The 21597-nt window shown below is 68.3% G+C and carries 23 protein-coding genes and 1 pseudogene; 4 read left to right on the forward strand and 20 right to left on the reverse strand.

The features are described from left to right. Positions 1–70 precede the first annotated feature (70 nt). The 4 genes from JF543_RS01295 to JF543_RS01310 form a co-directional block, all read right to left on the reverse strand. A complete protein-coding gene (locus JF543_RS01295; protein ID WP_206822523.1) occupies positions 71–661 on the reverse strand; it encodes a hypothetical protein in 591 nt (196 codons plus the stop codon). 12 nt (positions 662–673) lie between these two features. Continuing rightward, complete coding sequence (locus JF543_RS01300; RefSeq protein WP_206822524.1) at positions 674–1603, reverse strand: EamA family transporter; 930 nt, start codon at positions 1601–1603, stop codon at positions 674–676. After that, positions 1600–2886 (reverse strand): serine hydrolase domain-containing protein, encoded by a 1287-nt coding sequence (locus JF543_RS01305; RefSeq protein ID WP_179409673.1) that lies wholly within the window; start codon positions 2884–2886, stop codon positions 1600–1602. Before JF543_RS01305 ends, JF543_RS01300 begins: the two co-directional genes overlap by 4 nt. Positions 2887–2962: 76 nt before the next feature. Then, the gene (locus JF543_RS01310; RefSeq protein WP_206821451.1) at positions 2963–4342 is read right to left on the reverse strand and encodes an AAA family ATPase; all 1380 of its coding nucleotides are present in this window, start codon (positions 4340–4342) and stop codon (positions 2963–2965) included. Between the two features lie 75 nt (positions 4343–4417). Here JF543_RS01310 and JF543_RS01315 point away from each other — a divergent pair, with 75 nt between their 5' ends. Then, the gene (locus tag JF543_RS01315; RefSeq protein ID WP_206821450.1) at positions 4418–5482 is read left to right on the forward strand and encodes a hypothetical protein; all 1065 of its coding nucleotides are present in this window, start codon (positions 4418–4420) and stop codon (positions 5480–5482) included. Between the two features lie 7 nt (positions 5483–5489). On the opposite strand, the gene JF543_RS01320 is transcribed toward JF543_RS01315, so the two are convergent. The 7 genes and pseudogenes from JF543_RS01320 to rpmB all read right to left on the reverse strand — a co-directional run bounded on the left by JF543_RS01320 (position 5490) and on the right by rpmB (position 9880). After that, positions 5490–7421: a cytochrome c oxidase assembly protein gene (locus JF543_RS01320; RefSeq protein WP_206821752.1), complete on the reverse strand. Its 1932-nt coding sequence runs from the start codon at positions 7419–7421 to the stop codon at positions 5490–5492. A 176-nt stretch (positions 7422–7597) separates the two neighbouring features. Next, complete coding sequence (locus JF543_RS01325) at positions 7598–7885, reverse strand: HU family DNA-binding protein (protein ID WP_087129650.1); 288 nt, start codon at positions 7883–7885, stop codon at positions 7598–7600. 327 nt (positions 7886–8212) lie between these two features. Further along, positions 8213–8671: an endonuclease domain-containing protein gene (locus JF543_RS01330; protein WP_242522209.1), complete on the reverse strand. Its 459-nt coding sequence runs from the start codon at positions 8669–8671 to the stop codon at positions 8213–8215. A gap of 151 nt (positions 8672–8822) precedes the next feature. Further along, positions 8823–8909 (reverse strand): annotated as a pseudogene (locus tag JF543_RS14335) (hypothetical protein); the annotation flags it as partial. 255 nt (positions 8910–9164) lie between these two features. Beyond that, positions 9165–9470: a 30S ribosomal protein S14 gene (rpsN, locus tag JF543_RS01335; protein WP_179409669.1), complete on the reverse strand. Its 306-nt coding sequence runs from the start codon at positions 9468–9470 to the stop codon at positions 9165–9167. Positions 9471–9473: 3 nt separating this feature from the next. Further along, positions 9474–9644, reverse strand: coding sequence for a 50S ribosomal protein L33 (rpmG, locus tag JF543_RS01340; RefSeq protein WP_046014935.1), 171 nt, complete (start codon positions 9642–9644; stop codon positions 9474–9476). Beyond that, positions 9644–9880 (reverse strand): 50S ribosomal protein L28, encoded by a 237-nt coding sequence (gene rpmB / locus JF543_RS01345; protein WP_179409668.1) that lies wholly within the window; start codon positions 9878–9880, stop codon positions 9644–9646. Before rpmB ends, rpmG begins: the two co-directional genes overlap by 1 nt. Positions 9881–10185: 305 nt before the next feature. Here rpmB and JF543_RS01350 point away from each other — a divergent pair, with 305 nt between their 5' ends. Both JF543_RS01350 and JF543_RS01355 read left to right on the forward strand, forming a co-directional pair. Then, on the forward strand, positions 10186–11388 hold the full coding sequence (locus JF543_RS01350; protein WP_179409667.1) for a Gfo/Idh/MocA family protein: 1203 nt from the start codon (positions 10186–10188) through the stop codon (positions 11386–11388). After that, positions 11381–12385 (forward strand): LacI family DNA-binding transcriptional regulator, encoded by a 1005-nt coding sequence (locus JF543_RS01355; protein ID WP_347401062.1) that lies wholly within the window; start codon positions 11381–11383, stop codon positions 12383–12385. Before JF543_RS01350 ends, JF543_RS01355 begins: the two co-directional genes overlap by 8 nt. Before the next feature lie 22 nt (positions 12386–12407). Here JF543_RS01355 and JF543_RS01360 read toward each other — a convergent pair whose 3' ends face one another. The 9 genes from JF543_RS01360 to JF543_RS01400 all read right to left on the reverse strand — a co-directional run bounded on the left by JF543_RS01360 (position 12408) and on the right by JF543_RS01400 (position 21254). Continuing rightward, positions 12408–13121 carry a DNA-3-methyladenine glycosylase gene (locus tag JF543_RS01360; RefSeq protein ID WP_431522676.1) on the reverse strand — a complete coding sequence of 238 codons (714 nt, stop codon included), beginning with the start codon at positions 13119–13121 and terminating at the stop codon, positions 12408–12410. Next, positions 13115–14833: a hypothetical protein gene (locus tag JF543_RS01365; RefSeq protein WP_242519365.1), complete on the reverse strand. Its 1719-nt coding sequence runs from the start codon at positions 14831–14833 to the stop codon at positions 13115–13117. Before JF543_RS01365 ends, JF543_RS01360 begins: the two co-directional genes overlap by 7 nt. Further along, positions 14823–15620 carry a TIGR03943 family putative permease subunit gene (locus tag JF543_RS01370; RefSeq protein WP_241263507.1) on the reverse strand — a complete coding sequence of 266 codons (798 nt, stop codon included), beginning with the start codon at positions 15618–15620 and terminating at the stop codon, positions 14823–14825. The genes JF543_RS01365 and JF543_RS01370 overlap by 11 nt, the downstream gene beginning before the upstream one ends. Further along, positions 15613–16590, reverse strand: coding sequence for a permease (locus tag JF543_RS01375; RefSeq protein WP_206824170.1), 978 nt, complete (start codon positions 16588–16590; stop codon positions 15613–15615). Before JF543_RS01375 ends, JF543_RS01370 begins: the two co-directional genes overlap by 8 nt. Positions 16591–16655: 65 nt before the next feature. Beyond that, on the reverse strand, positions 16656–17066 hold the full coding sequence (locus JF543_RS01380) for a Fur family transcriptional regulator (RefSeq protein WP_179409665.1): 411 nt from the start codon (positions 17064–17066) through the stop codon (positions 16656–16658). Between the two features lie 38 nt (positions 17067–17104). Further along, positions 17105–18508 carry a DivIVA domain-containing protein gene (locus tag JF543_RS01385; RefSeq protein ID WP_206822525.1) on the reverse strand — a complete coding sequence of 468 codons (1404 nt, stop codon included), beginning with the start codon at positions 18506–18508 and terminating at the stop codon, positions 17105–17107. A 45-nt stretch (positions 18509–18553) separates the two neighbouring features. Next, positions 18554–19408, reverse strand: a complete 855-nt coding sequence (locus JF543_RS01390; protein WP_179409663.1) for a metal ABC transporter permease — start codon at positions 19406–19408, stop codon at positions 18554–18556. 5 nt (positions 19409–19413) lie between these two features. Continuing rightward, positions 19414–20256 carry a metal ABC transporter ATP-binding protein gene (locus JF543_RS01395; RefSeq protein WP_206822526.1) on the reverse strand — a complete coding sequence of 281 codons (843 nt, stop codon included), beginning with the start codon at positions 20254–20256 and terminating at the stop codon, positions 19414–19416. Then, positions 20253–21254: a metal ABC transporter solute-binding protein, Zn/Mn family gene (locus tag JF543_RS01400; RefSeq protein WP_206822527.1), complete on the reverse strand. Its 1002-nt coding sequence runs from the start codon at positions 21252–21254 to the stop codon at positions 20253–20255. The genes JF543_RS01395 and JF543_RS01400 overlap by 4 nt, the downstream gene beginning before the upstream one ends. A gap of 120 nt (positions 21255–21374) precedes the next feature. Here JF543_RS01400 and JF543_RS01405 point away from each other — a divergent pair, with 120 nt between their 5' ends. Further along, on the forward strand, positions 21375–21584 hold the full coding sequence (locus JF543_RS01405) for a hypothetical protein (RefSeq protein ID WP_206822528.1): 210 nt from the start codon (positions 21375–21377) through the stop codon (positions 21582–21584). Positions 21585–21597 lie beyond the last annotated feature (13 nt).

Raw genomic sequence — 21597 nt, forward strand, 5'->3', positions numbered from 1 at the left:
GGCGCGGCGTCTGCATCTGTGCGGGCGTTCGAATGCCCACATCGCGCGACGGTGTCGCGCAGGTGTCAGATCAGACGCAGAGCGGCGGGCCGCGGCGCCGCAGAACCGCCCGGTGCGGGTCGCGCGGCAGCGTGTCAGCGGCGACGCTCCAGCGCTGCCCGCCCCGTTCGAGCGGTCGCGCGAGGACGACGACGCGCACGGCTCGGCGCACCCACAGCGCAACATCGGATGCCACGGACGCGAGCGCCCGGACGATGCGCTCTCCCCGGTGCAACGCCAGCACGGTCACCGCAGCGGCGATCACATGGGCCAGCCACATTCCAGCACCGTCGGGCAGGAGCACCGTTCCGCTCTCGAGCGTGATCGCCGCGGTGTCGTGCACGTGCGGGGCGAGCCCGCCCCGCGGGGTGATGCTGCCCAGCACGAACAGCACATGGAACAGCGCCTGCGACAGGGCGACCGCGACGCTGAGCCGGGTCACCGACAGTCGGCGGCCGGCCAGCAGCGTGCTGATCATCAGCGACAGCATCCACGGCACGGCGATGCCGAGCGCTCCCGGCAGGTCGCCACCCACGCCGGCGTGCGAGAGCAGTGCGACAAAAGTTGCGACGGTGGCGCCCACGAATCCGCGCAGCAGCGGGATTCTACGAGAGGGACGCACCCTGCCATCCTTTCACGCCGTCGGTATGATCCCGGTGGTCGGCGGAGGCTCTCCCCCGCCAGGGGCCGAGCTGCCGGGACGGGGCCGCCCCACCCCCATCGCACCCGCACTCGCGAGGATGACCAGTGCGATGCCGATCAGTTCTAACGGCGACAGATGCTGCCCGAGCAGTACGAACCCGGCGAGGCTCGCGATCGCCGGCCCCAGACTCATCAGCACGCCGAACACCGCCGGGCTCAGCCGACGTAGCGCGATCAGTTCGAGGGCGTACGGAATGGTCGAGCTGAGCAGGGCGACCGCCGCCCCCAGGGCGATCAGTTCGACGCGTAGCAACGCCGACCCCGCATCGGCGATACCGAACGGCAGCGAGAGCAGCGCGCCGAACACCATCGCCAGCGCCAGTCCGTCCAGCCCCTGAAACTCGCGTCCGACCCGTGCCGAAGCGAGGATGTACCCGGCCCAGCTTGCCGCGGCGCCGAGCGCGAAGAGCACGCCCGTCACCGTGAGGCGATCCCACCCGCCGCCGCCCAGCGCGAGCACGCCGATGCCGGCCAGGCCCGCCCAGAGCCATGCCGCGCGGGTGCGGGCGACGACGACTGCAAGGGTCAGCGGGCCGAGCACCTCGATCGTCACGGTGACGCCCAGCGGCAGTTCGTTCAGCGCCAGGTAGAACATGCTGTTCATCAGCGCCAGCACGCCGCCGAACAGCAGCACCGAACGCCACGCGCTCGCGGAGTGCCCTCGAAGCGACGGGCGGGCGATCAGCAGCAGGATCAGCGCGGTGAACACCAACCGCAGCATCACCATGCCCAGCGGGCCGGTCTGCGGGAACAGCAGCACGGCGACCGAAGCGCCGACCTCCTGACACAGGAGCCCGATCGCGACGAGCCCGACGGCGGTGACTCCCCCGGACGGCCGTGCGCTGGAGCCGAATCCGGTCACTCCTGCGGTGCGGCGCAGATCGCCCCGTCGGCGATCGTCTGACCGTACTGCTCAGCCGTGAACGGCAGACCGAACTCCGGAGCCGTCTGGCCGGACGCCGCCGGAGACTTCGAGGCGATCGCGGCGAGCTGCCAGGCCAGGTATGCGGCCGTCGACCCGCCCGCCGACGAATTGTTCAGGGTGACGGCCACGGTGAATCCCGTGGCGGGGTCGGAGTAGGCCGACGTGGCATACCCGGGCACCCAGCCGTGCTGGCCCACCATCGAGCCCACCAGCATGCCGCCGCCAGTGGCCTGGTACCACGACGGTGCGCTCGACGACGTCGGAAGCGGCTGCCCGAAGCGCGCGGGCTCGGCGCCCTCTTCGCGCAGCGCCTGCCGGGCGGTGGCCTGCACGTAGCGGCCGAGGTCGGTGATCGTCGAGGTGACGCCCGAGTCGGTGAAACCGATGCTGGACGAGCTCTGGGTGATGTCGATGGGAGCCGCGCAGTCGTAGCCGCCGCCTTCGGCGGGCGGCAGATAGTTGCCCTTGAGCGCGGGAGAGGGGGCGGGAGCGGCGGATGCCGGTGCCGGCAACGACGTGGATGCCAGGCCCAATGGCGTCGTGACGTACTCGGAGATCAGCTCGGTGGCGGTCTTGCCCGAGACGCGCTCGAGGGCGAGACCGAGCAGCAGATAGCCGGCGTCGGAGTCGCGGTAGGTGGTGTGCACGGGACCACGCGCGACGCCGAGACCGTAGCTCGCCAGACGCAATGGTGCCCACTCGCGGTCGGGAGTCTTGAGCCAGTACGGCTTCGCGATGCCCTCGGAGGATCCCACGCCACTCGTGCCGTTGCACAAGTCGAGCAGGGTGACGTCCGAGAGGTCGGCGACGCCCGAGACGTGCTTGGTCACCGGTGCATCGAGCTCGATCTCGCCTGCGTCGGCCATGCCGTACAGCACATCGCAGGTCATCAGGCGCGTCGTATCCGCGATGCGGAACGACATGTCGGCGGTCACCTCGGCGCTGTCGTCGCCACTCTGGGTGCCGAGACCGGCGACCCACTGTCCGCTCCACGGCACCCACACGCCGACGATCGCGCCGGTCGAACCGCTCGCGGTCATCGCGTTCTCGACGGCCGACTGCAGTTGCGCGGTGACATCATCGGGCAGCGGCGCATCCACCTGCTCGGGCGGGGTGTACGTGAACTCGGGCGTCGATGCCGAGCATCCGGTCAGGACCAGGGCGAGCGCCAGGGCGCCACCGACGAGGGCGCGGGCGCGGCGCGACGAACGAAGCAGCATGGGAACCTCTGGTCTCGGACGGGAACCCTCCGAGTCTAGAGGCCGATACCTGAGAGCCCGCCAGCGTTGGCATCCGTCATTCCTGCGTCTTGGCCGCCTGACGCGCTTCCCAGGCCTCGCGCATGAACCGCCGGACGTCCTCGTCGACTCGGATGTCGCGGGGACGCAGTGGTCGCGACAAGTACAGTCCGTCGAGCGCTGTCAGACGCGAGAGTGCGACATACGTCTGTCCGGGCGCGAACGCGCCCGACCCCAGATCGACCACCGCGCGGTCGTACGTCTTGCCCTGCGACTTGTGGATCGTCACCGCCCACGCCAGCCGCAACGGGAACTGCGTGAACTCGGCCGCCACCTCGCGAGTGAGCGTCTTCGTGCCCGGGTTGTAGGCGTATCGGAAACGCTCCCAGACCGCGGGCTCGACATCGAACTCCTCACCATCGACATCGACCCGCACTGTCCCGCCGAGGATGCGGGTGACCGTGCCGATCGAGCCGTTGACCCACCGCGGCGGCTCGCCCTGCATGGCGGTGTCGTTGCGCAGGAACATCACCTGCGCGCCCACCTTCAGCTTCAACTCGGCATCTGCCGGATAGTTCGACTCTCCCCGGCCGAAGTCACCGCTGACCTCGGCGTGCGCGGTCTGCTCGCGGCCGGACAGAGCCGCCAGATGACGCTTGTTGATGCCGTTGACGATGTCGTTGCGGGTGGCGAGCGTAATGATCGGCACCTCACCCGGCTCGGGATCGGGCGGGGTGCGCGCGCCGGCGGTGTTCAACGCACCGGCGATCTCGGCGGTCACGCGTCCATAGCGCACGGCGTTCAACATGGCCTTGAACCCGTCATCGGACTGCCGGTGGATGTGCACCAGCTCGTGCACGTGCAGTTTCGCACCGTGAGTACCGAGGTCGAGCATTCCGCCTTCGGCGGCCGTGCCGCCGGTCCATACCTTCGCGTCGAAGAACCAGAACGATCGGTAGTGATCCTGGATGTAGCGCAGCTCGTCACCCCGCGGCGGCACCGGCGCCAACTGGTACGGATCGCCGAACATGACCACCTGCACGCCGCCGAACGGTATCCCGCGCTTGCCCCGCGCCTGCCGCAATGACCGGTCGATGGCATCCATGAGATCGGCATTGACCATCGAGATCTCGTCGATCACGAGCGTCTCGATGGTGTTGAGGATGCGCCGGGTCGTATCGCTCTGCTCGATCTCGCCCTCGGCGATCAGACCGATCGGCAGTCGGAACAACGAGTGGATCGTCTGACCCTCGACGTTCAGCGCCGCGACGCCGGTCGGCGCGCAGATCGCGATCTGCTTCTTCGTGTTCGACGCGAAGTGCTGAAGCAGAGTCGACTTGCCCGTGCCGGCGCGTCCCGTGACGAACACGTGCTCATCGGTGTCCTCGATCAGACGGAACAGCTGCTGCTGCTCATCAGAGAGGACTGGGGCGGACACCCACCCATGCTAGTTCGCCCACAGCCAGCACCGCGTTGGGCATGATCACAGCACGCATTCCCTAGACTGTCCGCCATGATGCAGGGGCGGACGGTATCTGGCGCGCGAGCGCGCCTGCGTGCCGACCTCACGCTTCTCGGCATCGTCGGAGCTCTGCTCCTGGCAGCGATCACCGCCGGCGGCATGTCCTTGTACAAGCAGTTCTACAGCCCCGCTGCGTTCGTGAGCCACTACCTCGACCTGCTCGCCTCAGGACGCGTGGCCGACGCACTGCTGCTTCCCGGAGTCGCCGTCGATCTGGCCGTGCTGCAAGAGTCAGGGCTGCAAGGTACCTCATCCGAGGCGCTGCTCCGGCAGGCCGCGCTCGCTCCGCTGAGCGACATCGAGGTGATCGCGCACAGCGAGGAGGACGGCGAGCACCGGGTGCGTGTGGCCTATGAGGCCGGTGGCATCAACGGCACGTCGACGTTCACCGTCGTACAGGACGGCTGGCTGGGCGTCGCCCCCAACTGGCGGTTCGACCGCAGCCCGCTCGCCGAGATCGAGCTGAACCTGCGCGGCTCGGATGCCTTCACCGTCAACGGGTTCGCCATCGACCGCCGTCAGATCATCGAACCGGGAGAGGAAGCCGATCCGCTGGCTCCACTGCACATGCTCGTGCTCACCCCCGGCCTGTACTCCGTGTCGGTCGACACAGCCGTCGCTGCGACTCCCGGTGTCAGCGTTCTCGCCGATACCGCTGCGGCCCGCACCCCTGTCGCCGTGCAGGCACAAGCCACCCCCAAGTTCATCGAAGTCGCGCAGCAGCAGGTCGAGCAGTTCCTCCTGACGTGCGCCGAGCAAGAGGTGCTGCAGCCCACGTCTTGTCCGTTCGGCCTCGAAGTGCAGAACCGACTCGCCCCGGGCTCCACACCTGACTGGTCGATCGTCGCGCAACCCGAGGTGTCAGTCGTACCTGACGGCGCGCACTGGGCAATCCCGGCCGCCGACGCCGTTGCACACATCGATGTCGACATCCAGTCGCTGTACGACGGATCAGTGCGCGCCCTCTCAGAAGACGTGCCGTTCCAGATCAGCGGCACGGTCGTCGTACTGGCCGACGGATCGCTGTCAATCCGCGTCGGGTCGCCCAGCGGCTGACCCGAGCTCAGCGCGCGTCGCGGGATGCCGCACGCTGGTCGCGCTCGGCGAGCTGCGCCAGCTGCGCGTTGTACTCCTCGAGCTCGGCCTCACCGGTGCGGTCGGCGTGGCGGTCGCGTTGACGCTGCAATCGGGCATCCGATCGCGACCACTGGATCGCGACCGTGACGGCCAGGATGAGCGTCGGGATCTCACCCACCGACCACGCGATACCGCCACCGATGTACTGGTCCTCCATCGGTGTCGGCCCCCAGGTGCGGCCCATCGAACCGAACCACTCGGCGACCATCAGGCCTTCCTGCATCATCATCGCCAACCCGAAGAACGCGTGCATCGCCATGACCGCGATCAGGGTGATCAGGCGGCCGGCGTACGGCAGACGGTACGGGATCGGGTCGACGCCGATCAGGGTGAGCACGAACAGGTAGCCCGAGATCATGAAGTGAATGATCATCCACTCGTGACCCAGGTGGTCGTACATGGCCCAGCGCACGAGGTCGGTGAAGTAGAACGCCCACAGCGACAGCACGAACACCGCCGCGGCGACGAACGGGTGCGTGATGAACTTCGAGTACGGCGAGTGCACGGCCCACAGGATCCACTCACGCCCGCCGCGGGTACCGTCGTTGCGCTTCTTGATCGCTCGCAGCGCCAGGGTGACGGGAGCGCCGAGCACCAGCAGCAGCGGGATGCCCATGCCCAGCAGCATGTGCCCGAGCATGTGCACGCTGAACAGATACTCCTGGTAGGCGTTGATCGGTCCGCAGGTGACCCACACCAGCGATGCCAGGCCCGCCATCCAGAAGATCGTGCGCTGCACGGGCCATGTGTCGCCGCGGCGGCGCAGACGCAGCAGGCCCGCGACGTAGAAGAACACACCGAACCCGGCGGCGATGAGCCACAGGATGTCCCAATCGGATGCTGTCAGCCACTGGGTGATGTCGAGCTCGGGCGGCAGCGGCGAGCGGGTGAGGCGTTCGGCCGGAGTCTGCACGGCGGGCGCCTCCTCGCCGAGCGGCGGAGGCGTGCGTGCCAGGGCTGCGGCGGCGCCGGACGCCGCTCCCATCAGTGCGATCTCACCGACGATGAGCGTCCAGAACGAACGCCTCTCGCGCTGGCCCTTCAGGTGCGGGATGAGCTTGCGCCGATACCAGGCGCCGAACAGGCCGAGACCCACCAGCAGCACCGTCTTGCCGATGACGATCAGACCATACGGCGAGAGCAGTTCGCTCCACTGGCCCAGCGCGACGACCGTGCGCGCGACGCCCGAGACGGCCACAACGACGAACGCGGCGATGGCCAGCGACGAGTACCGCGCGACGAGCACCGGCAGGTCGATGCGATCAGCATCCGATCGGGCGCGACCGTCCAGGCCGCGCAGCAGCACCAGCAGGATCACACCGCCCACCCACACGGCGGCACCCACGGTGTGCAGCAGGATCGAGTTGACCGCGACGGCGTGGCCCTCGACGTCGCCGGAGTGCCCCTGGGTGGCCATGGGCAGGAATGCGGCTGCGGCGAGCACGGCGGTGAGCAGTGTGCCCGTCCAACTGCGCCAGCCGAAGAGCAGCAGAGTGATCACCGCGCCCATCAGCGTGGTGATCAACCAGGCCTGGCCGAGTGGGAGCTCGAGCAGGAAACGACCGAACTGTTCACCGAACGAGTTCTCGGCGGTGAGCTTCGGGTTGAACGCCGCCATGAAGGTCAGGAATGCCGTGATGCCCGAGGCGACCGTGAAGATCGCGGCGCCGATGGAGGCCGTATCGAGCGCGAGGTCGAACGGCCGTGAGCCACTGCGCAGACCGAACAGCGCCAGCACGAGAGAGCCCAGCATGGCTGCCGCGCCGAGGTTGGCGATGAGCTTGGCAGCGGGAAGACCCCACATCACGATGGGGCCGGGATCGAGCAGCTTGGGGGGCACGGCTCCCCCGCCGACCATGAGGGCGGCGATGAGCCCGGCTGCCGCGCTGGCCACAAGAACGACGAGGCCTGCGAGACGGTACGAATTCACTGTTCCAGCCTAGGCGCTCGGGCTGAGCATTCGACGCCGGGCAGCTCCCTCAGAAGACGAAGAGAGGCCGCCCCGAAGGACGGCCTCTCTTCGCAGGAGCGGTCTTACTTGACGGCTGCCTTCAGCTTGGAGCCAGCGGTCACCTTGACGCGCTTGCCGGCCGGGATCTTGATCTCGGCGCCGGTCTGCGGGTTGCGGCCGGTGCGAGCGGCGGTGTCGACCTGCTCGAACGAGATCCAGCCCGGGATCGAGACCTTGCTGCCCTTGGCAACGGCGTCGGAGACGGTGCCGAAGAGCGAGTCGAGCACGCGCGAAACGGTGGCCTGGCTCTCGCCGGTGGCCGAAGCGATGCTCGCGACGAGCTCGGTCTTGGTGATGGACTTGTCAGCCATGTCATCCTCCAGCGACGAGATACGTCGCAGTCTGTTGGTTTCGGGATTCCCCCCGTCGGTCAGATCGACCGCCTCGAATGTATCAACGGATGCCGGGAATCCCGCGTCATTTCGCGGGTTTCGGAGTGTTTTCCCGGCGCGTCGGGCCACTTTGGTCACATCGGTCACAGTTTCGGGGTGTTGCGCCACGCGCGCACTGCTTCGCGCCGCGGCTTCTCGAACCGCGTTGCCCCGGGAGGAGTTCTCGGGCTCGGGAGGTCGGATGCCGCAGATCTCTCCTCCCGTGGGGGATTCTCCTCCCGAAGCCTGGTGCGACGTCGACGGGCGCTACGCGGCGAGATGCAGCCCCTGCGCGATGGCGGCGAGGATGATCCGCTGCACCTCGGGCCAGTGATTCATCAACTGGTCGTAGCCGATGCGGATCACGTGATAGCCATGCAGCTTGAGCACCGCGTCGTGGTGGATGTCGCTGGTGCGCTGCGTGCCGACGTGGTGTCCACCATCGATCTGCACGACCAGTCGATCACCGATCAGGAAGTCGACGGCATGACCGTGCAGCCACACCTGCGGCACGATGCGCACGCCCAACCAGCGCAATCGCGTGCGGAAGATGCTCTCGGTACCAGCATCCGCGAACGGCGTCGCCTCGCGCAGCATACGCCGGGCATCCGGCGGCAGGGAGGCACGCGAAAGCACACCACGATCGACGAGCCCCTTCTTCAGCGCCGACTCCCACGCTGACGTGTCCGGCATGCGGTGGTGCGCCGACATGCGGTTCCGCAGCATCGAGCACCCAGAGCCCCCGTCGCTGGGCGAGGGTCACACAGGTAAGCACGACCCCCCTTCGGGCGGCGGTCACCAGCATCCGATCCGCGTCGGCGCGGGCAACCCAGCCGCGCCGCACCGAAACGATCCACCCCGCTTCTCGCGCGCGCCGCAGGCGCTGCTCGCTGACTCCAAGGCGGCGCAGGGTCTCAATGCGCGCTACACCGTCGAACCGGTCCAGTGCCTTCATGACATCCATGCGTCGATGGTGTGGCCTTGGATCGACGCGGCAACCCCAGATTCCCAGTGCCTGTGGAGAACATGTGCCGGAGTCAGGATGTGCGCGACAACGCTGCTGGGTACTTCGGGAGGACTTCTCGGGCTCGGGAGGTCGGATGCCGCAGATCCCTCCTCCCGAAGGGGATTTCTCCTCCCGATGCGCCAAGACCCAGAGATCACGCGGGCATGCAAAAGGGGCGAGGATCCGAAGATCCTCGCCCCTTTCGAGTGAGACTTACCAGCTCGACTTGGTGATACCGGGCAGCTCGCCACGGTGAGCCATGTCACGGAAGCGGACACGCGAGATGCCGAACTTCGTGAGCACACCACGGGGGCGGCCGTCGATGGCGTCACGCGACCGAACCCGAACCGGCGACGCGTTGCGCGGCAGCTTCTGCAGGCCGACGCGTGCGGCCTCGCGGGCCTCGTCGGTGGCGTTCGGGTCGACGAGGGTCTTCTTCAGCTCGGCGCGACGCTCTGCGTAGCGCTCGACGATGACCTTGCGCTGCTCGTTGCGAGCGATCTTGCTCTTCTTAGCCATGGATCAACGCTCCTCTCGGAATTCGACGTGCTTGCGAACCACGGGGTCGTACTTCTTCAGCACGAGGCGGTCCGGGGTGTTGCGACGGTTCTTCTTGGTCACGTAGGTGTAACCGGTGCCCGCCGTCGAGCGGAGCTTGATGATCGGACGAACGTCCTGTGCCTTCTTGGCCATTAGAGCTTCACACCCTTCGCCTGGAGGTCCGCGACGACCTTCTCGATGCCGCGAGCGTCGATCACCTTGATGCCCTTGGCGGACACGTTCAGGGTGACCTTACGACCGAGCGACGGGACGTAGTAGGTCTTCTTCTGCACGTTCGGGTCGAAGCGACGCTTCGTCCGGCGGTGCGAGTGCGAGATGTTGTGACCGAAGCCGGGAACAGCACCGGTCACCTGGCACACTGCTGCCATAGTGGTGACTCCTTCAATACCGTGAGGCCGGACGGCCTCACCCAAGATCCCTTGTCGGCATCGCGCTCTCACGCGATGCGAACTGCGCACAGGAGAGCGCGCAGACAAAGAGTCAGTCTAGCACGCCCACGGCGCTTCACATGCACGGCCCTGCCTCGAATGAGTGCAAACTCGCGCGAAGCGTGCTACTCTACCCGCGTAGACCACTGGGGTACACAGGGGTCCCGGAACCCTACTGAGGGGCAAGGTTCCGGGATCCCTTTTCCAGTTGACACCCGTAGATCACGAATGCAAGACTGCCAGCCATGGCGTTCACCGTAGGACTCGTCGGCGCGGGTCAGTTCGCCGGTCAATTCGCGACACTGTTCCACCACCACCCCGGCGTATCCGCGGTGCATGTGACCGATGTGGTCCCCTCCCGCGCCGCAGATTTGGTGCACTCGGCCGGACTGGACGGCACCTTCGACACCTTCGACGAGATGCTCGCGTCTCCGGTGGATGCCGTCGCGATCTTCACGCAGCGCTGGACGCACGGCCCGCTGGTCGTCAAGGCGCTGCGCGCCGGCAAGCACGTGTACTCGGCGGTGCCGATGGCGATCAGCACTGAAGAGATCGCCGCGATCATCGAAGCCGTGCGCGAGACCGGGCTCACCTACATGATGGGCGAGACCAGCTACTACAACCCGGCGACCGTATTCGCGCGCCAGAAGCTCGCAAGCGGCGAGTTCGGCCGCCTGTTCTACGGCGAAGGCGACTACGTGCACGACATGGACCTCGGGTTCTACGAGGCCTACCAGTACTCGGGCGGCGCGGACTGGAAGAGCACGGCCAGCTATCCCCCGCTGTTGTACCCCACCCATTCGATCGGCGGCGTGCTCGGCGCCTGGCCGACCCACGCCACGGCGGTCTCGGCGATCGGTGTCGTCGACCAGCGCGGCGACGGCGTGTTCGACCGTGCGGTCAGCCAGTTCGACAACGACTTCTCGAACGCGACCGCTCTGTTCGAGCTCGACGCCGGCGGCTCGATGCGCGTCAACGAGTTCCGGCGCGTCGGCTATCCGTCGCATCTGCGCGAATCCCGATTCCGGTGGTTCGGCACCGAGGGCTCTTTCGAACAGCTCGCGACGACCACCGTCTGGCAGAACCGCACGGGCGTCGAAGACATCTCGCATCTGATCGACACCCGTTCGTCCCTGTCGACGGACGACGCCGCTCTTGCCCGGATCGCGCCGGCGCTGCGGGAAGCGTTCGTATCGGGCTACGCTGAGGTCCATGAAGCGGATCGCGGTCGCATCCCGACCGAGCTGGGATCGCTGCCCAACGGGCACGAGGGAAGCCATCACTTCCTTGTCGACGACTTCGTGCGCGCTGTGAACGAGCAGACCCTGCCACCGGTCAATGCGTGGCAAGCGGCGCGCTTCACGCTTCCCGGTGTCATCGCGCACGAGTCCGCGCGACGCGGCGGCGAGCGTCTCATCATCCCCGATTTCGGCGATCCTCGTGTCTGACGATCCACGGCCCCGCCCGGTCACCCGCGCCGATGTCGCCCGCTATGCCGGCGTGAGCACCGCCGTCGTGAGCTACGTGCTCAACGACGGCCCGAAGGCGGTCGCTCCGCTGACCAAGGAGCGCGTGCTCGACGCGGTGCGCGTCCTGGGCTACCGCCCCAACCTCGCGGCACGAGCGCTGTCGAAGGGGCAGGCCGACATGCTTGGTCTGCTCGTCTCCGACAACGGCAATCCGTTCTTCACAGCCCTCTGGCACGCTCTCGACCGGGCCAGCGCCGCACGCTCGCGTCAACTGCTGATCGTCAACAGCGATCGCACGCAGACCTCGACCTCCGATCAGATCCGCGATCTGGCGTCGCGGCAGATCAGCGGCCTGGTCATTGCGAACATCCTCACCGCCGGCGAACAGGCGCTGGTCGAGAACCTGGGCATTCCCAGCGTGATGATCGGTCAGTTCGGTGACATCGACGGCATGTCGGGCATCGGCGTCGACTTCGTCTCGGGTGCGCGTCAGGGCGTCGAGCATCTGATCGGCCACGGCTACCGCGACATCGCCTTCGTCGGCAGTGTGTCACGGCTCGATGGCCGCGAACGCGGCTGGCGAGAAGCCCTCACGGCTGCGCAGCTCTCGCCCGGCCCGCTGCTGCACACGACGTTCTCGTACGAAGGCGGGTACGACGCCGGCCAGAGGTTGCTGCGTGACGGCACGCTGCCGCGCGGAATCCTCGCGGCCTCGGACCAGATCGTGCTCGGCCTGCTGACCGCGATGCGCGAAGCCGGGGTGCGTGTTCCCGAGGACGTCGCGCTCGTCTCGTTCGACGGCACGAGCGCAGTCGATTACGTCTGGCCCCGCATGACGACCGTGGTGCAGCCCCTCGAGGCGATGGCCGACGCGGCGATCGCCGCACTTGTCGAGCCTGACACGACGCCGCGCTTCGTGGAGTTCGGTACCGAGCTGCGGGTGCGCGAATCCTGCGGATGCCCGACGGTTCGCTGACCGATCCGACGATAGCCCGTATTCACGGAGCGCCCGGCAGGCCCGCCGAGGCTTCGAAGGCGCCGCGCCCCCAGCGGAACGCCGACACCGTCGGGTCACCGGCAATCCAGAACCGCCACGGGTAGGCCCCGGTGCCACCCAGACCCGCCACGCCGACCCGCGGCCCGGAGGACACCTCGACGGGCGCCTCGCCCCAGAAGAGGCCGGCGCGCGCCCCGTTGAGTTCCGCGCCCGTCGCGAAGTCGATCCCGTCGTGCAGCGCGTGACGCAGCCCGACCGCCTGCCCGAGCCGGCCTGGTCCGCGCGCCAGATCGCGCCGAGAGGCGGCGGTGAGCGGACCGGTAACACCGCGGCGCCGGGCGGCAGCATCCGCCCCCTCGATCACCTCACCCGCACGCAACAGCACACCGCCCGCGGTGCCCTCCGGCCCACAGACGACGTTGACGCACGAGTGGATGCCGTGGCTCAGGTACACGTAGAGGTGCCCCGGGGGACCCCACATGGTCGCGTTGCGCGCGGTCGGCCCCATCCGGGCGTGCGAACCGGGGTCGGGCACGGGGCCCGTCCCGAGGCCGTGGTAGGCCTCGACCTCGGTGATGCGCAGGCGGATGCTGACGCCGTCGACCACGGTGTGCAGCCGCGCGCCCAACAGGCGGGGCGCGACGTCGACCGGCAGCCCGAGGAGGTCGTGCGGTCGTACCGCGCGTTCCGGGGCCGGCGCGGGCGTTCTCACCACTGCGGGGCGGAGCGGCACCACGAGATGTCGAAACCGCTGAGCGTCGGCAGCTGCTCATCGCCGCGCAGGTCGAGCAGCTGCGTGTGCAGGGTCGTCGGCAGCGGCAACAGCATGTCGTCGTAGTCGTTGGTCGGCAGATCGGGCGCGACCGCGACCGCGGCGTACTGGCCGCTCGGTGATGCGCAGACCTGCACGATGGCATCCGTTCCGCTGACTTCTGCGACGACGGTTGCGGCTCCATCGTCGTCGACCTTCACGACGGCCTGTCCGGTGGGCATGCCGCTCTCGTCGCGTTGCACGACGTAGCGCAGGGTTCCGCCGGGGAACGTCTCGATCGCTGTGGGAGGGCCGTAGTCGGGGTCGGATTCGGTCAGCGGCGCCGCGCTGCCGTCGGTGAGGTTGAGCTCGACGATGGAGGCATCGGCGCGTTCGACGATCGCCGTGTAGGTGGTGCGGGTCGTTCCCAGGATGCTGGCGGCGACGCCCAGCGATTGCACACCCGCGTCGGTGGTGGGGTCTTCCAGGCTCAGCGCCCCGTTGAAATCGATGAACAGCAGCGAGGACGAGTCGGGCACGAACTGCCATTCGGCGATGCTCGCGTCGGCGTCGTCGATCTGCACGATGCGCGGCTCTCCGCTGCCGTTGAGCGGCTGGGTGACGAGCACGCTTGCGCGTCCGGAAGTCTCGGTGAGCTCCAGATCCGAGTAGCTGTAGCCAACCAGACCACCGCGGTCCGACACCTGTACCGACGACACGTATCCGTCGCCGGGCATCTCCAGGTCGCGCTGGTCGGAGCCGTCGCGATTCATGACGATCAGGCGCGAACCCTGCTGCTCTTCGACGGCGACGACCAGGAGGCTCGAGGTGGCCCGGTAGTCACCGATGCGCGGGTGCGTGAACACGGGCGTCGCCTCACCGGCGATGTCGGTGGCGAAGATGGTGTCTTCATCCGCGGTGCGCTGCAACAGGAACAGCTGCGACGCGGGCGTCGTGAAGGTCGTCTCAAGCTCACTGGACGGGCCTCCGCCGATGGCGGTGACGCCCGCCACCGCCACGCGGTACTGGGTGTCGTCATCGAGCGGCACGGCGAAGCGCACTCCGATGCTGCGCCCGTTCGCGTCGACGCTGAACGGTACGGCTGGCTCGACGGTCACCTGCTCGGGATCGATCGGGTCGAGGCTCTGGTTGGCGGTGAGAATGACGCGACTGCCCGTCGACTCGATCGCCTGCATCGGGTCGACCTGCACCTGGCTGAGACGCGGTCCCTGCGTGACGCTGACGACGCCGAGTCCGGCGACGACGAGAGCGAGGATGCCCAGCACCGACCACAGCGCGATGAGAAAGCGCCGGTTGCCGGGCGCCGCGGCTGCGCGATGCTCGTTCTCGTGCGCGGGCGCCGGCTCGAGCACGGGGTCGGGGATCGCCGGGATGCTGGGGACCGGACCAGACGGGAACGGAATCTGCGGCGCGGTGCCTGCGTCGACCGGCTCGGTCGCGGGCTCGGGCTCGGGCTCGGGCTCGGGCTCGGGCTGCACGGCAGCATCCGCCACGTCAGGCTCGACCACGGGCCGCTGGGCAGCATCCGATGGTGCTGGCGCGACAGCATCCGACGCACTCGACGCGTCTGGTGCGGTGGCGGCCTCCTCGGCGGCGCGCTGCGCGCGCAACTGCGCGCGCGTGAGCGGGACGCCGTCGGATCCGTCAGTACTCATACGGATCCTTCGGCTCATCGATCTTCGTGACCTCGGACGGTTCGATGCGCAGGGTGCCGTCAGCGTCGGCGCGCACCGTGCCGCTCACCTCGATCCACTGACCGGTCTCGTACGTCTCGGTCAGGCCGGGGCCGCTGACGGGCACCGAGGCGGGCTGCGCATCGATCACGCAGTGCGAGATCACCATGCGCGTCAGGTTCACGTCGCCCTCGGAGTTCGGCGTGACGAATCCGACCAGGGTGACGGGGGACCCGTCGTAGTTCTCGGGGCGTGTCGACGTCGCGAACGCCGTCGACCACTCCCCCACGCCGAACGTCGTCGTGTCGGCGATACCGAGCGTGACGTCGTCGGCGCCGGCGAACAGCGTCGGCGTCTCGCCGGCGCGCGAGACGGCCAGCGCGGCCGAGAGCGACGCCGGCGGCAGCACCAACGCCGCGACGACGACAGCGGATGCAATCGCTCCGCCGCTCACCACGGCGACGGTCTGCATCGTGCGGCGGCGGGCTGCCCGGGCATCCGAGGTTCCGGCCGGAGTCGTGTGGTCGTGGTCATGATCGCCCTCGGCGCCCAGCGGCAGCGTGCACGACCAGACCGCCAGCACCAGCGTCACCACGGCGGCAGCACTGGCGAACCAGACCGTCTCGGGGCTGATGTACAGCGTGAGCCGGCCGGTCACGGCCAGTCCGAGGGTGATCACCGACATCACGCTCGCCAGCCCCGCCCCCAACCACCGGGTGGCCAGGGCGTGCGCCGTCGAAGGGCGGTCGGTGTCGGTGTGCTCAGCCAAAGACGTTCACCCCGATGCCGATCGCGCAGGCGGCGAGGATCACCACGCCGACCACGCCCGCGATCACGCGGGTCGTGTAGGTGGTGCGCAGCAGCGCGATCATCTTCACATCGACCAGTGGGCCGACGATCAGGAACGCGATCAGCGCACCGGCCGAGAACGTCGAGGCGAACGACAGGGCGAAGAACGCGTCGACGTTCGAGCAGATCGCGACCGTCATCGCCAACGCCACCATCGCGAGGATCGACAGCACGGGGTTGGAACCGATCGCCAGCAGCACATCGCGCGGCACCAGCACCTGCACGGCGCCCGCCAGTGCCGAACCGATCACCAGCGCCGGCATGACCGCCCGCAACTCGACCAGGAACTGCACCAGGCTGCGGCGCACGGGCGAACCGGGTTCGTGTGCCACCTGCTCGCAGGTGTCGACGAACCGGGCGGTCAGCATCGCCTGCGGGTCACGGTGGCGGCTGAAGATCCAGCCGATCAGATTGGCGATCAGGTATCCGCCGACCAGACGCGCCACCAGGATGCCGTCGTCCCACCCGAACGCGGCGTGCGTGGTGAGGATGACGATCGGGTTGACGATCGGCGCGGCGATCAGGAACGTCAGTGCCTCGGACGGGGCGAGGCCGCGCATCATCAGGCCGCGGGCGAAGGGCACGTTGCCGCACTCGCAGACCGGGATGAACATGCCCAGCAGTGACAGCACGGCCCGGCGTGCCCAGGCGTTGCGCGGCAGCCAGCGCTGCAGCACATCGGCCGGCATCCACACCTGCACGACGATCGAGAGCACGACGCCGAGCATCACCCACGGCAGCGCCTCGATCAGCACGCTGATGCTGAGCGTCAGTCCGTCCTGTGCACGATCCGGCAGCGCGGTCGGGAACAGTGTCGGCACGAACACGTCGATGAGCACGAGCACCGCAACGATGGCCAGACCGATCGCGATGGCCTTGCCGGTGGGCACGCTGCGCCGGTGCGCATGCGTGTGCGCGTGACTGCGCGGCGTGCGCTCGGCAGTCGACGAGGGCGTCACGCGCCTTCCTTGCCGTCGATCCGATTCGCGCACGCCGCGCACAGTCCGAAGATGTCGACGACGTGCTCGGCGTCACGGAAGCCGTGCAGAGCAGCCGTGCGCTTGGCCCACTGCTCGACGTCCTTGGCCTCGATCTCGACCGTCAGTCCGCACGAGCGGCAGATCAGGTGGTGATGATGCTCCTGCGTCTCGCACGCACGGTACAGCGCTTCGCCCTCGGGGCTCTGCAGCGAATCCGCCTCGCCCGAGGCCGCGAGCCCCGCCAGAGCGCGGTAGACCGTGGCGAGACCGATACCCGTGTTCGCCTGGCGCAACTCGGCGTGCAGAGTCTGCGCGCTGACGAATCCGCGCGCTTCCGCGAGCGCGTCGCGCACGCGCTCGCGCTGCCAGGTGTTCCGCTGAGCCATGATCCGAGTCTAGGCCGGGCCGGCTGACCGTTTCCGGGTCAGTCGGATGCCGTCAGCTCATCCTCCAGCGGCTCGTCACCGAGGAACTCGTCGGTAGCATCCGAGGCCTCTTCGTCGGCCACCTCGGCGACCGCGACGTCCTCGACGGGCATGTCATCGGCGTCATCGGTCGCGGCGACGGCCGCAGCTGAACCGGTGAGCACACCCTCGGGGCGCAGCAGTTCGCGCACCTCGGCCATGAAGCTGTTCAGCTGCTGCTGCTGCCAGCGCAGCTGACGCGTGGCGTCTTCGGCGTCGCGCAGCGCGCCGGTGGCGTGGCCGGTGACCGAGTCGACGATCTTCTGCGCCTTGGCGCGAGCGCGCTCCAGCGTCTCGCGCGCCTTCACGTGAGCCTCGGCCTCGATCGCCTGCGCCTGCGAGCGCATCAGCTTCTCGTAGTCCTCCGCCTTGTTCGAGATGCGCTGCGCGTGCTCCAGCGAGGCCGCGACCTGCTCGTTGGCATCCGAGGTGATGCGCTCGGCGTGGGCGACGGCCTGGTTGTGCAGCACCAGGAACTCCTGCTGCGCGTCGTCCTGGCGGCGGGTCAGGGTCTCTTCGAACTCCAGCACGCGGGCGTTCATCTCGCGCACCTCGCGCTCGGCGTCCGAACGCATGTCCGACGTCTCGCGGGTGACCATCGCGCGCAGCGCGGCGGCGACCTTCTCGGCCTCGGTGCGCACCGTGGCGGCCTCCTGCTCGGCCTGCGACACCTTCTCTGCGGCGTGCGCAGCCTCGCGCTCGAGGCGGGCCTCGTGTGCGGTCAGCTCGGTGTCGATCTTGAGTCGCACCTGGTCGGCGTCCTGCTGCGCCTGCGCGGTGATGCGCGCGACGTCGGCGGCGAGCTCAGCGCGCTTCGCCTCGGTCTCTTCACGCGCCGCTTCGAGCAGGCGCTCGGCCTGCGAGGCCGCGTTGTGGATCAGCACGCTGGCCTGCTCTTCGGCCACGCGCAGCACGGCTTCGAACTGCTGACGGCTCTGCGGCTCGTCGGAGCGGTCCGCGCCGTCTTCGTCGTCGCCCTCGGCGCGCGCCGCTGCGGTGAGCTCTTCGGTGAGCGCGGTGATCTGCTCGGCCGAAGCCTCGGCCTGCGCCTTGGCCGCCTTGAGCTCCTCTTCGAGCCGGGCCGCACGTTCGTCGCTCTCGGCGAGCGCACTGGAGAGGGTCTGCTCGCTGTCGCCGCGGACCGCTTCCAGCTCGCCGCGGTGGCGGGCGTCGAGACCCTCCAAGTCGGAGGTCAGTCGCTTGACCTGGTCACGCAGAGTCGAGACGGCGGCGTCGACCTCTGCCTTGTCGTACCCGCGGAACGCCTGCGTGAACGCGGAGTGCTCGCCCTTCGGCGCTGTGGTCAGCAGCTGGTCGAAGAAGTCGCCGTTCTGCTGGCCATCGGAGTCATGCGTGTTGCTCAACGGAACTCGCCTTTCTGAAGATTTCGGCCCCTGATCTCAATGATCTCATCCGTTGGCTGTGCGTCGGGTGCGTCGGCGCACCCGCTGGGTGATCCAGCACCCGACGTAGATCAGGAACGAGATCGTGGTGATGTATGGACTCACCGGCAGAGTGCCTGCCAGGGCCAGCATGATGCCGCCGACCGCCGACACGAAGCCGAACAGGGCCGCCAGCAGCGGGACGGCCACCGGACCTGCGCTCAGGCGCATCGCCGCCGCCGCAGGGGTCACCAGCAGAGCCATCACCAGCAGGGCGCCGATGATGTGCACGCTCACCGCCACAATCAGCCCGAGCAGCACCATGAACGCCAGGTTCACCGCGCGCACCGGAACGCCACGCGCCGCCGCCGACTCCGGATCGAGCGAGTCGAAGCTCAGCGGGTTCCACATCAGCAGCAACCCCGCCAGCACGATGACGCTGATGCCGATCAGCCACCCCAGGTCGGGGGTCGATACCGAAACGATCTGACCGGTCAACAGGCCGAACCGGTTCGCGCTGCGTCCGTCGTAGAGCGAGAGGAAGAGGATGCCGAGGCCGAGACCGAACGGCATCAGCACCCCGACGATCGAGTTGCGGTCGCGGGCGCGCGATCCCAGCACACCGATGAGGATCGCCGCGACCAGGGCTCCGCCGATCGAGCCGGCGACCACGCTTCCGCCGAACAGCAGCGCGGCTGCGGCCCCCGCGAACGACAGTTCGCTGATGCCGTGCACGGCGAAGGCGAGGTTGCGCTGCATCACGAAGACGCCGATGAGGCCACCGACCAGGCCGAGCACCGCGCCGGCGATCAGTGAGTTCGACAGTAGCGCCAGCAGTTCGCCGTAATCCTGGAACGAGAAGACGTCGCTCCAGTCGATCATCGCCCTCATGCGTGCGCCCCCGCACTGGATTCGTCGTCGCCGTGGTCGTGGTGCGGCTCGGCATCGGGTACGCCGACGACGACGAGCCGGTCGCCCGCACGCAGCACGAACACCGGCGTGCCGTAGAGCTCGGTGAGCACCCGTGTCTGCAGCACCTCGTCGGGGGTGCCCAGCACGAAGCGGCCACCGGCGATGTAGAGGATGCGGTCCACGCGCCCCAGGATCGGATTGATGTCGTGAGTGACGAACATCACGGCGGCGTCGTTCTCGCGACGCTGCCGGTCGATGATGTCGGTCACGCCGCGCTGATTGGCGAGGTCGAGATTCGACAACGGCTCGTCGCACAGCAACAGCGCAGGACGGTCGGCGAGGGCCTGGCCCACGCGCAGCCGCTGCTGCTCACCGCCCGAGAGCAGCCCGACCGGACGGTCGCCGTAGTGGTCGGCGCCGACGTCTCGCAGCAGCTGATCGACGCGTTCACGGTCGCCACGGCGCGGGAGCGGCAGCCCGAACCGGGTGCCGCGCACCCCGAGTGCGACAAGGTCGCGGGCGCGCATGCTCGTATCGGGCGGTAGCGGGCGCTGCTGCGGAACGTAGCCGATGCGGGGGTTGCCGCGGTGCGCGACGCGTCCACCGACATGGATGGTACCGGCAGAGAGGGGCTGCAGCCCCAGGATGCTGCGCAGCAGCGTCGTCTTTCCCGAACCCGACGGCCCGAGTACGGCGATGAACTCGCCGGGGGCGACATCGAGGTCGAGCCCCGCCCACAACTCACGCGATCCGCGATGCAGGGCCGCGCCACGGATCCGCAGGGCCGGAGCGGATGCGCCGTCAGCGCCGCCGCTCACTCGTCGAGGGCGGCGGCGAGGTCGGAGATCGCTGCACGCATCCACTCAGCGTACGTCTGATCGGCCTCGAGCAGTTCACTGAATGCGACCACCGGGATACCGGCATCCGTCGCGGCCTGCTCGACGCGATCGGTCTCGGCTCCACCGGTCTGCACGTTGGTGAGCACCGCACCGACGGTTCCGTCCTCGATCACCGCGAGCGCTTCGAGCAGCGTGGCCGGCGCGACGTCGTTGCCCTCTTCGACCGCGGAAGCGAACCCGTCGGGCGCGACGTCGTCGAGACCGGCGGCTGCGGCGAGCAGACCGGGCAGCGGCTCGGTGATGAACACGGTCGTGCCTTCGAGGCGCTCGTGCAGCTCGTCGAGTTCGGTTTCGATCGCCGACAGCTCACCGTTCAGTTCTTCGAGGGCAGCCGTGTAGTCGGCCTCTCCCTCGGGGTCGAGGGCGGAGAGGTCGGCAGCGATCTGCTCGGTGACGTGAGAGATCGTGTGCACGTCGAACCAGACGTGCTCATTGAAGCCCTCGATGTGCGAGTGACCGGCGTGGTCTTCTTCGCTGTGGTCTTCAGCGTGGTCGTGGTCGTCTTCGGCGTGCGCATCGTCAGCGTGGTCGTCGCCGATGGCATCCGGGTAGTCGTGCGAGAACTCGGCGGCGGTGATCACGACGGCATCCGACCCCTCTGCCAGCTCCTGTATGAAGGCGTCGTAGCCGCCACCGTTCTCGATCACGAGGTCGGCCTTCTGCACGGCCAGGCGGTCGCGGGCGGTCGCCTCGTACGAGTGGGGGTCCTTCGCCGCGGAGTCGATCAGGCTGGTGACCTCGACGCGATCGCCACCGATGGATGCGGCCAGCTGACCGTAGACGTTGGTCGAGGCGACGACCTGCAGCAGCCCCCCTTCGCCGTCGGAGTCCGCCGTTCCGCCGGCGGTCGCCGAGCAGCCCGACAGGACCATGACGGATGCTGCGGCGAGCGCGAGGGCGGAGAGGGACTTCTTCATTCCTCCATGGTAACTGCTAATGAGAACCATTATCAACTTGGTGCAGGCGGGCGTTCCCGATCCCCCGCCTCACGTTGTTATGCTCGCCACATCGAGCCACGGATCCTTCAGGGGGAAGAGTTGTCCATTCTTATTGTCAGCCTCGTTCCGATCCTCTACGTGCTCGCGATCGCAGCCGTCGCGTACGCGGTCATCCGATTCGCGATCGTGCACGCACTCCGTCAGGCCCGCAACGAAGAGCGGATCGAGCGACGCGTGCCGAAGGCCGCGACCTGGCTTGATGCCGATGAACGACGTCTGCTGACGCTGTCGAACACATCGCGCGACTGACAGCCCTTCGGTC

It is taken from the genome of Microbacterium esteraromaticum (assembly GCF_017303215.1).
In the GTDB taxonomy this organism is placed as follows: Bacteria; Actinomycetota; Actinomycetes; order Actinomycetales; family Microbacteriaceae; genus Microbacterium; species Microbacterium esteraromaticum_C.